At 58.9% G+C, this 14,257-nt stretch carries 14 protein-coding genes and 1 tRNA gene; 8 read left to right on the forward strand and 7 right to left on the reverse strand.

Going from position 1 to position 14,257, the window contains the following annotated elements:
- Nucleotides 1–27: 27 nt before the first annotated feature.
- The 6 genes from EHN06_RS05325 to EHN06_RS05350 form a co-directional block, all read right to left on the reverse strand.
- The gene (locus EHN06_RS05325; RefSeq protein ID WP_127330841.1) at nt 28–672 is read right to left on the reverse strand and encodes a 50S ribosomal protein L25/general stress protein Ctc; all 645 of its coding nucleotides are present in this window, start codon (nt 670–672) and stop codon (nt 28–30) included.
- A gap of 191 nt (nt 673–863) precedes the next feature.
- The gene (locus EHN06_RS05330; RefSeq protein ID WP_127330843.1) at nt 864–1,814 is read right to left on the reverse strand and encodes a ribose-phosphate diphosphokinase; all 951 of its coding nucleotides are present in this window, start codon (nt 1,812–1,814) and stop codon (nt 864–866) included.
- 52 nt (nt 1,815–1,866) lie between these two features.
- Nucleotides 1,867–1,941: transfer RNA gene (locus EHN06_RS05335), tRNA-Gln, on the reverse strand.
- A 19-nt stretch (nt 1,942–1,960) separates the two neighbouring features.
- Complete coding sequence (gene ispE, locus EHN06_RS05340) at nt 1,961–2,824, reverse strand: 4-(cytidine 5'-diphospho)-2-C-methyl-D-erythritol kinase (protein WP_127330845.1); 864 nt, start codon at nt 2,822–2,824, stop codon at nt 1,961–1,963.
- Nucleotides 2,821–3,468, reverse strand: coding sequence for a lipoprotein insertase outer membrane protein LolB (gene lolB, locus EHN06_RS05345; RefSeq protein ID WP_228257414.1), 648 nt, complete (start codon nt 3,466–3,468; stop codon nt 2,821–2,823). The genes ispE and lolB overlap by 4 nt, the downstream gene beginning before the upstream one ends.
- Nucleotides 3,465–5,219, reverse strand: coding sequence for a tetratricopeptide repeat protein (locus EHN06_RS05350; RefSeq protein WP_127330847.1), 1,755 nt, complete (start codon nt 5,217–5,219; stop codon nt 3,465–3,467). The genes lolB and EHN06_RS05350 overlap by 4 nt, the downstream gene beginning before the upstream one ends.
- Nucleotides 5,220–5,440: 221 nt before the next feature.
- On the opposite strand from EHN06_RS05350, the gene hemA reads away from it, so the two are divergent.
- Genes hemA through EHN06_RS05370 form a run of 4 tightly spaced genes read left to right on the forward strand, consistent with a single transcriptional unit; the run spans nt 5,441 to nt 9,433 of the window.
- Nucleotides 5,441–6,727 (forward strand): glutamyl-tRNA reductase, encoded by a 1,287-nt coding sequence (gene hemA, locus EHN06_RS05355; protein WP_127330849.1) that lies wholly within the window; start codon nt 5,441–5,443, stop codon nt 6,725–6,727.
- Nucleotides 6,724–7,809: a peptide chain release factor 1 gene (prfA, locus tag EHN06_RS05360; protein WP_127330851.1), complete on the forward strand. Its 1,086-nt coding sequence runs from the start codon at nt 6,724–6,726 to the stop codon at nt 7,807–7,809. The genes hemA and prfA overlap by 4 nt, the downstream gene beginning before the upstream one ends.
- Nucleotides 7,802–8,644, forward strand: coding sequence for a peptide chain release factor N(5)-glutamine methyltransferase (gene prmC, locus EHN06_RS05365; RefSeq protein WP_127330853.1), 843 nt, complete (start codon nt 7,802–7,804; stop codon nt 8,642–8,644). Before prfA ends, prmC begins: the two co-directional genes overlap by 8 nt.
- 39 nt (nt 8,645–8,683) lie before the next feature.
- Nucleotides 8,684–9,433, forward strand: a complete 750-nt coding sequence (locus tag EHN06_RS05370) for a molybdopterin-synthase adenylyltransferase MoeB (RefSeq protein ID WP_127330855.1) — start codon at nt 8,684–8,686, stop codon at nt 9,431–9,433.
- A gap of 146 nt (nt 9,434–9,579) precedes the next feature.
- Here EHN06_RS05370 and phrB read toward each other — a convergent pair whose 3' ends face one another.
- Entirely contained in the window at nt 9,580–10,980 is a 1,401-nt protein-coding gene (phrB, locus tag EHN06_RS05375) for a deoxyribodipyrimidine photo-lyase (protein ID WP_127330857.1), read from the reverse strand.
- A gap of 149 nt (nt 10,981–11,129) precedes the next feature.
- Between phrB and EHN06_RS05380 the strand changes: the two genes are divergently transcribed.
- The 4 genes from EHN06_RS05380 to rimK are packed head-to-tail and all read left to right on the forward strand — an operon-like array spanning nt 11,130 to nt 14,257.
- Nucleotides 11,130–11,948, forward strand: a complete 819-nt coding sequence (locus tag EHN06_RS05380; protein WP_127330859.1) for a hypothetical protein — start codon at nt 11,130–11,132, stop codon at nt 11,946–11,948.
- Nucleotides 11,949–11,989: 41 nt separating this feature from the next.
- Complete coding sequence (locus EHN06_RS05385) at nt 11,990–12,877, forward strand: mechanosensitive ion channel family protein (protein WP_206075724.1); 888 nt, start codon at nt 11,990–11,992, stop codon at nt 12,875–12,877.
- The gene (locus EHN06_RS05390) at nt 12,858–13,355 is read left to right on the forward strand and encodes an ATP-dependent zinc protease (RefSeq protein ID WP_127330861.1); all 498 of its coding nucleotides are present in this window, start codon (nt 12,858–12,860) and stop codon (nt 13,353–13,355) included. Before EHN06_RS05385 ends, EHN06_RS05390 begins: the two co-directional genes overlap by 20 nt.
- Nucleotides 13,352–14,257, forward strand: a complete 906-nt coding sequence (gene rimK, locus EHN06_RS05395) for a 30S ribosomal protein S6--L-glutamate ligase (protein WP_127330863.1) — start codon at nt 13,352–13,354, stop codon at nt 14,255–14,257. Before EHN06_RS05390 ends, rimK begins: the two co-directional genes overlap by 4 nt.

A 14,257-nucleotide genomic window follows, 5' to 3' on the forward strand; every position in this document is an offset into this window, starting at 1 on the left:
CCGTTGCCCTCGTCAGTACAGGAGTGATTACTCCTTGCTTTCGCCTTCTTCGCCTTCTTCACCCTCTGTGGCTTCATCAACCTTGGCGCCGCGCGGCTTGTGGATGGCCACAACGGGCAGGTCGTGATCTTCACCCTGGAGCAGTGCGGCAATGCGAACGCCTTCCGGCAGTTTCAGGTCGCTCAGGTGAACCACCTTGTCCATGTCCACGTCAGCCATATCGACTTCGATGAACTCGGGCAGGTTCTGCGGCAGACAGATCACTTCCACTTCAGTGATCTGGTGGTTGGCAACACCGCCCTGAAGCTTGATAGCCGGTGCGCTGTCTTCGTTGATGAAGTGCAGCGGTACGTTAACGTGGATTTCGTGATCCTTGTCAACGCGCAGGAAGTCAGCGTGGGTCAGCAGCGGCTTGTACGGGTGACGCTGCAGATCCTTCAGAATCACGCTCTCTTTCTTGCCGTCGAGCTCGATGGTCAGAACGTGAGAGAAGAAAGCTTCGTTCTCCAGAGCTTTTTTCAGCTCGTTGTGCCAGATGGCGATCGGAGTGGCTTCCTTGTTGCCACCGTAAACGATGGCCGGGATTTTACGCTCCTCACGACGCAGGCGGCGGCTCGCACCTCTCCCCTGATCGCCACGAGGAAATGCTTCGATAACAAATTCCTGGGACATGATATGTACCTCAATCGTCACCTGAACTGCCCGCGACCAGGCGTATGAGCAGGTGATGTTTCTGAATAGCCGTTGAAACTTTTCTTCGGCTGACTAAAAGAGTCGGGAGCCTTGCAGGGCTCCCGACTCAAATGCTGTTTCAGCGTAATGTAACCAGCTGAATTGCCTGAATAACTCCGGGGTCTCCGGCCTCAGGCGTTCTCGAACATGGCGCTGATGGACTCTTCGTTGCTCACGCGACGAATGGACTCCGCGAGCAGGCCGGCCATTCCGAGGGTGCGGATTCTATCACAATTCTTCGCTTTGTCACCCAGTGGGATAGTGTCGCAGACCACCAGTTCGTCCAGTTGCGAGGCATTGATGTTGTCAATGGCCGGGCCGGAGAGAACCGGGTGGGTAATATAGGCGACGACTTTTGCTGCGCCATGCTCTTTCAGTGCATTGGCGGCCTTGCACAGGGTGCCGGCGGTGTCGATGATGTCATCCACCAGGATGCAGGTCTTGTCTTTCACGTCACCGATGATGTGCATGACCTGGGAAACATTGGCCTTCGGGCGACGCTTGTCGATGATGGCGAGGTCGGCGTCGTCCAGTCGCTTGGCGACGGCGCGGGCGCGAACAACACCGCCAACGTCCGGAGAGACAACAACAAAGTTTTCAAAGCGTTGTTTCTCGATATCTTCCAGCATGACCGGGGTGGCGTAGATGTTGTCCACCGGGATATCGAAGAAGCCCTGGATCTGATCCGCGTGCAGGTCAACGGTCAGTACGCGATCCACGCCGATGCTGGAGATCATGTCTGCCACTACCTTGGCGCTGATGGCTACCCGCGTTGAGCGAACGCGACGATCCTGGCGGGCGTACCCGTAATAGGGAATGACCGCGGTGATGCGTGTTGCGGAAGCACGGCGAAGTGCGTCGGCCATCACGATCAGTTCCATCAGGTTATCGTTGGTGGGGTAACAAGTGGGCTGGATGATGAATACATCATGGCCCCGGACATTCTCATCGATCTCAACGGTGGTTTCACCATCGCTGAAGCGGCCTACAGTGGCCTGACCCATGGGAATATGGAGTTTCTGGGCAATAGCTTTGGCAAGGTCGGGATTGGCGTTGCCAGCGAAAATCATCAGTTTGGACACGACGGCATCCTTCACGGTATCGGCGTTTGATTCAGAAGAAGCAGGAGAAAGGTGGCTGGGGTGGCAGGATTCGAACCTGCGCATGACGGGATCAAAACCCGTTGCCTTACCACTTGGCGACACCCCAGTATCGTGCTTTTTTGGCATCATTTTAGCTCTGTCAGCTTTGTGTGAAGCGGTGAAATGTTCACCCCTTGAGCTACGAACCCCGTGATGCCGGAGGGTTTGCTTTCCCAGATAATCCGGGCTGCGGATTCTGTCGGGAAACGTCCAAATATGCAAGCCCCGGTTCCGGTTAATCTTGCAGGTCCGAATTGTGAAAGCCATTCCAGGCCCTGATTAACCTCCGGATACAGTTTGCGAACTACATCCTCACAGTCGTTTCGGTACCTCGAGGCGTCTCCCTCAAAAGCGGGCGCTATTTTGATTCTAGGGGTGTTCCTTGTCAACCCTTGCTCGGAAAAAATCTTACCAGTGTTTATATCGCAGGCGGGTTTAAGAACCAAAAACCAGTCTTCGGGAGGGTTGGCCGGGGTCAGTCGTTCGCCCACGCCTTCGCCCCAGGCCGCATGTCCACGAACAAATACCGGGACGTCGGCGCCCAGTTGCAGGCCCAGTTCCGCAAGCTGATCGAGAGACAGTCCCAGTTGCCAGTAATGGTTCAGTCCCAGCAGGACCGTTGCCGCGTTGGAGCTGCCACCGCCGAGGCCGCCGCCCATGGGCAGGCGCTTGTCGACGGACAGGATCACGCCCGGAAGCTTCTGGTGCTGGGTGCCGGCCAGCAGGCGTGCGGCGCGGAGGATCAGGTTGTCGTCGTCGGCGATGCCGGGCATGGAAGGCTCAAGGCGGATGTCGTGACTGCCGTCCCTTGCCGGCCGGAAGGTGATGTCGTCGCCGTGGTCCAGGAACTGGAACAGCGTCTGCAGCTCGTGGTAGCCATCTGGCCGGCGCCCGATGATATGCAGGCAGAGATTCAGCTTGGCCGGAGAGGGGAGGGTAAAGTCGTTCACCGGCGCGGGTCCATTGTTTCGTTCCAGCGGGTGACAACCACTCTGACCCGTTTGTCTTCTTTGACCGCGGTTATACGCGCCGGCAGTGCCGGGTAGCCTGCTATAAACGGCTGCCAGCGGTCATAGCGGATTTCCCAGCCCTGCTGTCGAATCATGGCCAGTTGGTTTTCTTTGTTGAACAGCAGGCGGAAATCACCATCGGGGCCAGGTAGCCCGCGAATCCACCACACAAGGCTGTTGATAGGTAGCTGCCAGCCGGTGGCTGCTGCAATCAGGGCTTCCGGGTCCCCCGAACGGTAGGTTTCTCCGTCGGGCAGGGTCAGCGAGATAAAGCCGGGGACGCCCTGCAGGCTGGTTCTGCCCATGCCGAGAAAGGATGACGACAGCTCCAGGTCATAGGCGTCTCGCTCCTGGATCCAGTGGTTGATAATGGCGGTACCGCTATCAGAGGGCTGTTTAACGGCGAGCTTGCCGCTCAACTCCCAGGAATGGAAATCTTTCAGGCGCTCGCTACGCTCGCTCCAGTCTGCGGGCGGTTGGTCGGTCATGCCTTCCGGAAGAGGTTCCAGCTGGATTGAGGTGCAGGCGCCCAGCGCCAGGGCGCAGGTGGCTGCCAGTAGCAGTTTGGGGCGGAACAATCTCAAGGTGCCTGTTCTCCTGTCAGCCGTTCAATGGTCTCAATGAGGACCGGGTGATCGGGGTCGGCATCTATGCCCTCTTTCCAGATGATGCGCGCCTGATCACGTGCGCCGGTGGACCACAGGGCCTCACCGTAATGCGCAGATACTTCGGGGTCGGGGTAGGCGGCCCAGGCCTCCGACAGGTAAGCCAGGGCTTCTCGCGGTTGTCCCTGGAGATAGAGTACCCAGCCCATGCTGTCCAGGATCGCCGGGTTCTCGGGGTCGAGAGCCAGCGCACGTTCTATATATGCCCGGGCTTCATCCAGGCGATCACGATGGTTGGTGAGGATGTAACCCAGTGCGTTCAGGGCCACGGCATTTTCCGGGTCTTCTTCAACAATCTGTTGCAGATCCCCTTCTGCCTGCGTAGTTGATCCCATGCCATCGAACAGCATGGCGCGGGCGTAGCGAATCCGGACATTGCCCGGGAACGATTCCAGTGCGTTGGTGGCCGCCTCCAGGGCGGCTTCTTGCTGGTTCTGGTCGATCAGCAGGTTGATCTCAAGCAACCAGAAGTTCTCTGCCTGATTCGGATTGGTCTCACGCAGTTCGCGAATGTCGGTCAGTGCCGTGTCCAGTTCACCCTGTTCTGCCAGGAGCGCACTGGCCCGGGCCAGTGCGGGAAAATAGTAGTTGCCTTCCTCCACACTGCGGTAATAACCGATCGCCTGCTCGATTTTGTTTTCCTCATCGGCAATCCGGCCCAGGTAATAGTTGGCCTCGCTGGTGTGATGGCCCTGCTGGATCAGTTGTGTCAGGTCCTGTTTGGCCAGGTCCGGTTGCCCGTTTTCCAGCGCCACCAGAGCATGTGACAGACGCAGGCTGGGGGTGTTGGGGAAGCGTTGCATCAGGCGGCTGAATTCATCCTGGGCTGCCTGCAGTTCGCCTTCACCTATCAGCATCCGGCCGTAGAGCGTGCCCATCTGGCGGTTGCCCGGGAAGCGCCGGGTGTTGACCAGCAGGTGATCAAGGGCCTCCCGCCGGTCACCCACCTGGTAAAGCAGGTCGCCTTTGAGAATCAGGGCAGGCTGGAAATTCGGTTCGTTCTCCAATAGCGTTTCGAGGCGTGCCAGCGCGCGCTTGGGCTGGTTGGTTACTTTCAGCAGCAGTGCCGTGCTGTATTCCAGTTCCGGAGTTCCGGGGTGGCGTTCGGCCATCTGCTGGTAAAGGGTCAGCAGTTCCCGCTGCTGCTCCGGTGGCAGGTTGCCGGCCATGGCAGCGAGGCTGTCGAAATCGGCGTCACCACCCAGGTCCATGATCTTTTCCATGTGGGACAGGGCTGTCGGCAGATCATTGTTTCTGACCGCCTGGATGGCGGACACCCGGTGGGCCTGTAGGTTGTCCGGGTCCACTTCCAGCCATAGGCTGGCGAGCTGGCGCTGGGCATTATCACCGTTAAGGGACTGTGCGATGCGCATCGCCCGCTCAATCACCCCTTTGTCACGGGATTGTTTGGCGGCCTTCAGGTAATTCATCAGGGTCACGTCGTAGCGGCCACGCTGGGCGGCGATCTCGCCTGACAGAAGCAGGTAGAGTACTTCCGGCTCGAAATCAGCGTACTGGATCTCCTGGTCTCCGGAGCTGGCCGGGGTGCTTCCTGTGGATGTCTGTTCTTCGTTACCGGCTGATTCGTCCGGTGTCCCGGTCAGTGTGGCACAGCCAGTGAGTGACAGCCCAAGAAGGCAGGAAAGCAACAACGGTGCGGATCTATGCATGCAACATCCCGTATTCTGTATACAACGCATCTGGAACAGCCACCCCTAAGTGGGTATGTGACCATGCAGTGCCGAGGCTCTATGATGGCACAAGCATCTGATATTGCCCAACCTGTCAGCACTTCCCGAACTCTCTTGGGTTTTGGGTGGCGACCGGGGCGGCTGGTCGGTAAAATGTCGTTAACAGTCCGTACTCTGGCAAAAGGCTACGCAACCCCGAAATGGCTCTGGTTACGCTGGGAATCAATCATCGCACCGCACCGGTCGAGCTACGTGAGCGCGTCGCGTTCACGCCTGAGCGCATGGCCGAGGCCTTTGCCGAGCTCAAGGTAATGTGCGGGGCCAGTGAGGCAGCGATCCTGTCCACCTGCAATCGCACCGAACTGTACCTCGCCGGTGACGATACCTGTGCTCCCGTGGTTCTGCGTTGGCTGGCCGGATTTCATGACCTGGACGCAGCCGAGCTGGAAGAAGTGCTCTACCTGCATCGTGACGGCGATGCCGTACGCCATATGATGCGGGTTGCTGCCGGCCTCGATTCCATGGTGCTGGGCGAACCGCAAATCCTCGGGCAGCTAAAGGATGCCTACGCACTCTCGCGGGAGCACGGCGCCACAGGCACTTTCCTCTCCCGTCTCTTCGAACACACCTTTTCCGTCGCCAAGCGGGTCCGTACCCAGACCGCCATTGGTGAAAACCCGGTATCGGTTGCCTACGCCGCTGTCAGCATGGCGCACCATATTTTTGCGGACATGTCCCGCAACAAGGCGTTGCTGATTGGCGCCGGCAAGACCATCGAGCTGGTTGCCCGCCATCTTGCCGATGCGGGGGTGAGGGACTTCCTGGTGGCCAACCGGACACTGGAACGTGCCCAGGCGCTGGCGGAGTCCCGGGGTGGCAAGGGTATCCTTCTGTCCGACATCCCGGATCACCTTCAGGACGTGGACATTGTTATTTCGTCCACGGCCAGTCCGTTACCGATCCTGGGTAAGGGGGCTGTCGAGCGGGCCCTGAAAAAACGCAAGCATCGGCCCTATTTCATGGTAGACATTGCCGTGCCCCGGGATATTGAGCCGGAAGTGGCTTCCCTTGCGGATGTCTACCTGTACACTGTGGACGACCTGCGCCAGGTAATCGAAGAGAACATCCGTTCCCGAGAGGGTGCCGCCCGGGAAGCGGAAAACCTGGTGACTGATGGTGTTCAGGATTTCCTGAGCCAGCTGCGGGCACTGGATGCCGTATCCACGCTCAAGCAGTTCCGGCAGCGCGCCGAGACGCTGCGTGATACTGAAACCGAAAAGGCGCTACGGGCCCTGCGCAACGGTGGTGACCCTGAAACCGTACTGCGAAGTCTTGCCCGTGGCCTCACCAACAAATTCCTCCACGAACCTTCCATCCAGGTTCGCAAGGCAACAACCGAAGGTCGCAGCGAAGTGACCGAGTGGCTGAGAGAACTGCATCAGCTTGATGCCCAGGACGACGACGCCACCACCCCGGAAAAACTATGAAAGCATCGATCCAGAACCGCCTCGAGCAATTGTCAGATCGCTTCGAGGAAGTCAGTGCGTTATTGAGCGATTCCAGTGTTATTTCCAATCAGGACAAATTCCGTGACCTTTCCCGGGAGTTTGCCGAGATCGAGCCGATTGTTCATTGCTTCCAGGCCTGGAAAAAATCCCTGGCCGATATTGAGGAGGCCCGTGAACTGGCTCGTGATGGCGACGCCGATATGCGGGAGATGGCCGAGGAGGAGCTGGCGCTGGCCGAGCAGAGAACCGACGAGCTGGATGAAGAGCTGCAGCGGTTGATGCTGCCGAAAGACCCGAACGACGGCAAGAACGTGTTTCTGGAAGTGCGTGCCGGTACCGGCGGTGACGAAGCCGCGATTTTTGCCGGCGACCTGTTCAAAATGTATTCGCGATACGCCGAGCGTCATCGTTGGCAGGTGGAAGTGATCAGCGAAAGCGAAGGCGAACACGGTGGCTACAAGGAGATCATTGCCCGGGTAGCGGGCGCCGGGGTTTATGGCGCGCTGAAGTTCGAATCCGGGGCGCACCGGGTACAGCGGGTGCCGGAAACCGAGTCCCAGGGGCGTATCCATACTTCAGCTTGTACCGTGGCGGTGATGCCGGAGGCGGATGAGGCTGAGACGATCGAGATCAACAAGGCGGATCTGCGAGTGGATACTTTCCGCTCCTCCGGCGCCGGTGGCCAGCACGTCAACAAGACCGATTCGGCCATCCGCATTACCCACTTGCCCACGGGGATTGTGGTGGAGTGCCAGGAAGAGCGCTCCCAGCACAAGAATCGCGCCAAGGCGATGAGCCTGCTGGCGTCGCGGTTGCAGAATGCGGAAACCGAACGTCAGCAGAAATCCATGGCGGAGACCCGCAAGAGCCTGGTGGGTAGCGGCGACCGCTCCGAGCGAATCCGCACCTACAATTTCCCCCAGGGCCGGGTGACCGACCATCGTATCAACCTGACCCTGTACAAGCTGGATGAAGTCATTTCCGGCGACCTTGATGCCGTGGTGGTTCCGTTACAACAGGAGCACCAGGCCGAATTGCTTGCGTCACTTTCCGATGAGTGAGTTGTCACTGACCTGTGGGTCGCTGTTGCGAAAAGCGACCATCGCGATTTCCGGAGAGTCCCCGCGACTGGATGCCGAGCTGTTGCTCAGTCACGTCACCGGCCTGTCCCGCACCAGTTTTCGTGCCTGGCCGGAACGGCAGGTGACCGCCACCGAGGCGAGACGCTTCGAGGCGCTGGTCCAGCAGCGCGTCAGTGGACATCCGGTGGCCCACCTTCTGGGTGAGCAGGAATTCTGGTCCCTTCCTCTAAAGGTCAGTGCCTCTACCCTGATTCCGCGGCCGGATACCGAGTGCCTGGTGGAGGCGGCGCTGGAGTTGCCGCTTGCGGATAACGCGCGAATACTCGATCTGGGTACGGGAACCGGTGCTATTGCCCTGGCGCTGGCCAGCGAAAACGGTGGTTGGCATGTGCTGGCGTGTGATGCCGTGCCCTCGGCGGTCGAGCTCGCCGCTGACAATGCCCAACGGCTGGGCTTACCGGTGACCGTGGTGTTGAGTCATTGGTTCGACCAGCTCCCGCCGGGGCGTTTTGACCTGATTGTGTCCAATCCGCCCTACATTGCCCGCGGTGATCACCATCTCAATGAGGGCGATGTGCGCTTTGAACCCTCGTCCGCGCTGGTCGCCGGCGAAGACGGTCTGGACGATATCCGGGCGATCGTGGAGTCCGGCCCACGGTGGCTGAACAGTAATGGCTGGCTGATGGTCGAGCATGGTTACGATCAGGGCGAGGCGGTTCGGGCGCTCTTTGAACGAGCGGGACTGGTAGCAGTCGAGACCCGCAGGGATTATGGCAATCGTGACCGGTTGACCTTGGGTCAATGGCCGGGCTGAATAGTCGTCACGTGATGGGATTCCAAATGGGGGTGGGCGATGCTCAGCGATGAAGAACTGATGCGTTACAGCCGGCAAATTCTGATGCCGTCGTTTGATATCGCCGGTCAGGAGAGGCTGAAATCCGCCCGTGTACTGGTGGTGGGTGCCGGAGGTTTGGGGTGTCCGGTGGCGCTTTATCTGGGTGCGGCCGGGGTCGGTCATCTTACCCTGGTGGATGATGATGCCATCGAACTGGCCAATCTTCAGCGTCAGATCGCTTTCAGTCAGGATCAGATGGGGACCGCCAAGGCTGAGAGTCTGGCGGACCGGGTGCGTCGGATCAATCCACTGGTGTCGGTGGAGGTCGTCGCCCATCGTCTGGAGAGCAATGAGCTGGTTCGTCGGGTGGGCGAAGCGAGCCTGGTGGTGGATTGCACCGATAACTTTAACACTCGGTTTGCCCTTAACCGGGCCTGTGTTGCCGCGAGGGTGCCGCTGGTATCCGGCGCCGCGATTCGCGGCGAGGGGCAGTTGTCGGTCTATGATTCCCGCGATCCGGAGAGCCCGTGTTATCACTGTCTGTATCCGGAGCAGGGCAATGAGGATTTGTCCTGTTCGGAGGCTGGTGTTATCGGGCCTTTGGTGGGGATGATCGGGGCCAGTCAGGCGATGGAGGCGGTGAAGGTGATTTCCGGGGTTGGCAGGCCGTTGGTTGGGCGGTTGTTGATTCTGGATGCCTGGCGGATGGAATGGCGGGAGATGAAGCTGGCGCGGGATCCCGGTTGCCCGGTTTGTTCTGGAGAATAATCTTTAATTCCGGAGTAGGCCGTAGCCGTCAGCCAACCACTGCCCAAAACACGCCGTGAATACGTCCTTGTAGGCTCCGCTCCGCCATCCATGGCTCCGCAGGGTTTTGGGCAGTGGTTGGCTGACGGCTACTCTCAGCTCCGGAGTCAGTCTTTCAACGCCTGAAATTTTGCGATTGCCTCTTTTCTACTTTCCTTCAGATCCACAATCGGTCGTGGATAGCCCTTCGGTATAACACCACCCTTGCCGGGATCATGGATGCGTTTGTCATCCAGCTTCCGCAGTTCCGGCACCCATTTGCGAATAAACTCCCCCTCCGGATCGAACCGCTCGCTCTGGGTCACCGGGTTGAAGACCCGGAAGTAGGGGGCAGCGTCGGTGCCGGTGGAGGCGCTCCATTGCCAGCCGCCGTTGTTGGAGGCCAAGAAACCGTCGACGAGTCTGGACATGAAGTAGGCCTCACCCAGGCGCCAGTCGATGAACAGGTTTTTGGTCAGGAACATGGCGGTGATCATGCGCAGGCGGTTGTGCATCCAGCCGGTCTGGTTGAGTTGGCGCATGGCGGCGTCGACGATGGGGATGCCGGTGTGGCCGGTTTTCCAGGCTTCAAGGTGGTCGCCCGGGGTGTTCCAGGCGAGCTGTTCGGTTTCGGGTTTGAAGGCCCGGTGCATGCTGACGCGGGGGTAGTGGTAGAGGATGTGGATGTAGAAGTCGCGCCAGGCGATTTCGTTGATCCAGGTGTTCAGTCCTTCCTGGTTGCTGCCCGCGCCTTGGGCCTGGTGTGCGGCAATCAGGCATTGGCGGCCGGAGAGTACGCCGTTGGCGAGGTAGGGTGACAGCTGGCTGGTGCCGTTGAGGGCGGGGAAGTCCCGTTGGTCCTTGTAGTGACCGCCGCGTTCGTCAAGGAAGGCATCCATTTGGTCGTGGGCGGCGTGTTCGCCGGTTTTGACCAGGGCTGGTGGGGCGTTTTCAAAGCCGGTCGGTATGGCGTCGAGCTGTTGCGGTTTTACCGCATCGCCCTGTGGTGCGGGTACCTGGAAGACCGCCGGTTGGTGTTCTTCGATCCAATTGCGCCAGCGGCGGGAGAAGGGGGTGAATACCGAGTAGGGTTCCTGCTGCTGGGTCAGGATGGCGCCGACGGGGGCCACGGTCTGGTCCCGGTATTTGTTTACCTTGATGTCCTGGGCAGCAAGTTGTTGACGGACGGTTTTGTCCCGTCGGCGTTCGTTGATGCCGTATTCTTCGTTGAAGTGTAAGGCGGTGATGCCCTGCTCGCGGCAGTGGTTGAGCAGCGCTTCAATGCTGTCACTGAATCGGCGGGCTGCGAGGAAGGTCAGGGGAATGCCCAGTTTCGCAAGCTCCCTGGCCAGGGCGTTGGCGTGAGCAATAACGAAGCGGACCCGGGCCGGGGACCAGTCGTGTTCCTGCCACTGTTGTGGTGTCACGATAAAACAGGCTTTGACGGGACCTTCGGTCTTGCAGGCTGCGGTCAGGGCCGGATTGTCCGCCAGGCGGAGGTCGTTGCGGAACCAGACGAGTTGGGTCATCAAATTTCCTGTCTAGGTTGGATGGCAGTGCGGATAGGGGTAATTACCACCGCTTCGGATGAGCAAATATCATCATCAGGATATTCGCTGGAAGGCATTGATTGGATTATAGTTAAAACTGTTTTTTCGCCAGAATGTTCAGGATGCCAATGGCTGATAATAACCAAGAATCCGCGCAGCCGCGCGATGGGGCCTGGGCTCACCCCTATAGCCTGGAGTCCGGGCAAACCCAGTTTCATGAACTCAGTCAGACGCGCCTTTGGGTTACCCGGCTTGATCTTGAATGGCAGATTCGCTCGGAAACCGTGAACGCGGACGTCGATCCGATGCGCTGGACCGAGCAGATCAGTTATGTGCTGCCGGGCAGTGATGTTCCCCTCCAGCGTTTTGTGCGGCCGGACGACAGTCACGAGGTGGTCTTTCTTCCGGCATTGGCGAATCTCCCCACCGTGATTCGCCCCTATCAACCACTGACCATTCCCGCCGGTGGCGAGTGTGTGATCTATGTTGGTACTGTGGTGTGGATGCAGGTATGTGTTGGTCGACAGCGCACGCTACTGACGGAACTGGCGTTGTCGAAGCCCTCCCAGACCTGGGTAGGGAGGAATACCATGGAAGGGGAGTTGTGCTATTCGGCGCCCAGTTTTGCCCGCCTGGTCCTGGAGGCGGTGCCTAAGCGTCCCTGGCGGGCCATTACTCCGGTAAAAATCAGGAACCGCCGTGCCGAACCACTGTTGCTGGAGCGTTTTAGTCTGCCGACACCGTTGCTGTCGTTGCACCAGAACGAACGGGGACAGCTGTGGACACCCGCTGTGACGGTCGTCTGTGAAACTGAAATGAACTCGGCCAGCCTGAACGTGGATCAGACCCTTTTCAACGTGGCGGGTGTCTGCAAGCTGGTGGCACCGGCGCGTGAAAAGGGCAACCGCGGACGGCTGGTACGAACATTCGACAGAATGTTCGGGTAATTCGGGTATAGCGTGCGGGAGCTGACAATGGAGCCAATCGTTTGATCGAGGAAATGGAAAGCAGTCTGTTGCAGATTGCCAGCGGTTTGCCCTGGATGCAGTGGCTCAGCGCTGCATTCCTGCTGATTCTGGGTATTATTCTGGGGTCCCTGGCGTCCCGGAGCGTTTCCCGCGTCATGCAGGCAAGAACATCGCGACACCATACGGTGATGTTCCGCCGTCTGGTGTTCTACATTGTGGTCGCTGTGTTTGCCATGGCGGCGCTGCGGGAGGCGGGCTTCTCGCTTGATGTGTTGTTGGGCGCCGCGGGTATCCTGACGGTGGCCATAGGTTTTGCTTCCCAGACCTCGGCCTCGAACATGATCAGCGGGCTTTTTCTGCTGGTGGAACGGCCCTTTGAAATCGGTGATTTTATTGAAGTGGATGCCACGCTGGGGGAGGTTGTCGGCATTGATATGCTCAGTGTGAAGCTGAGAACCACCGACAATCTGTATGTGCGGATTCCCAATGAAACCCTGATCAAGACACGGGTGGTGAACCGTTCCCGCTTTCCGATTCGACGTCTCGACCTGTCGGTGGGTATTGCCTACGCTGAAGATGTGGAGAAGGTCGAGGCGCTGCTTCTGACGCTGGCCGAGCGGAACCCGGCCTGTCTGGAGGAGCCGCGACCATTTGTGCTGGTTACGTCATTTGGACCGTCCTCCGTTGATCTGCAGTTTTCGTTCTGGGTACCGAAAGAGCAGGTACTGGAAAGCCGCAGTAACATGATGGTGGACATCAAGAAGACGCTGGACCGGGAGAGAATCGAGATTCCGTTTCCTCATACCAGCATTTATGCCGGAAGCCATTCCGCCCCTTTCCGGGTGGAACTGCTGCGGCCGGAAAGAACGACCCAAAAGGAACTGCCGGATGCCAACGAAAACGGATAAACCCGCAAAACCTGCCACATACCCAACGCTTGAGGGCAGGATCAACCTTGGCTGGCGGGAGTGGGTGGCATTGCCTGACCTGGACATTCCGCGGCTCAAGGCGAAGGTGGATACGGGGGCGCGCACCTCCTGTCTGCATACGTTTCGAACCGAGCCCTACACCGAACACGGTGAGCGTCGTGTGCGTTTCTGGGTGCATCCGGTCCAGAACAACCTTCACCACGTAGTGGAATGTGACGCGGCTGTGCTGGATGAGCGTACGGTGTCGGATTCCGGTGGCCACCGCGAATTGCGTCTGGTGATCCATACCCAGGTGGTCCTGGGTGATACGGTCTGGCCCGTAGAAATGACGTTAACCAACCGGGATTCCATGCGGTTCCGGATGCTGCTGGGGCGTACCGCGATGGCGGGGCGTTCCGTGATATTTCCCGAAGCTTCCTATCTCGCCGGTGAACCGGCCCTAAGGACGATCAAATGAAGATTGCGATTCTGTCGCGCAACCGCCACCTGTACTCTACTCGCCGGCTGGTCGAGGAGGGGATTAACCGGGGGCATGAGGTACGGGTAATTGACTGCTTGCACTGTTCCATGAACATCACATCGTCCAACCCCCAGATTCACTACCACGAAGAGGTGCTGGAGGATTTCGATGTGGCGATACCGCGGATTGGTGCCTCGGTTACCTTCTACGGTACAGCGGTATTGCGGCAGTTCGAGATGATGGGGGTGTTTCCCGTCAATGAATCCGTGGCCATTACCCGGTCCAGGGACAAGCTGCGCTCGTTGCAGCTGCTGGCCCGCAAAGGCGTGGGCATGCCCGTGACCGGCTTTGCCAACAAGCCCGATAACGTTCCGGAACTGCTCAAGATGGTGGGCGGCGCCCCGGTGGTGATCAAGCTGCTGCAGGGCACCCAGGGCATTGGCGTGGTGCTGGCGGAAACCCGCAAGGCCGCCGAAAGTGTGATAGAGGCTTTTATGGGCCTCAAGGCAGACATTCTGGTGCAGGAATTCATCAAGGAAGCCGGCGGTGCCGATATCCGTTGTTTCGTTATTGGTGACAAGGTCATAGCGGCTATGAAGCGTCAGGGGGCGGAAGGGGAGTTCCGTTCCAACCTGCATCGTGGTGGTACTGCCTCTCTGATTCGTATTACTCCGGAAGAGCGCCGCACCGCGATCACGGCCGCCAAGGCCATGGGCCTGAATGTGGCAGGCGTGGATCTGTTGCGTTCCAGTCGCGGACCATTGGTGATGGAGGTGAACTCGTCACCTGGACTGGAAGGCATTGAGAATGCCACCGGCAAGAACGTCGCGGGCATGATTGTTAACTGGATCGAGAAAAACCAGAAACCCTGGAAAACCCGTACCAAAGGGAGAGGCTGA

The sequence above is a fragment of the Marinobacter sp. NP-4(2019) genome (genome assembly GCF_003994855.1).
Taxonomy (GTDB): Bacteria; Pseudomonadota; Gammaproteobacteria; order Pseudomonadales; family Oleiphilaceae; genus Marinobacter.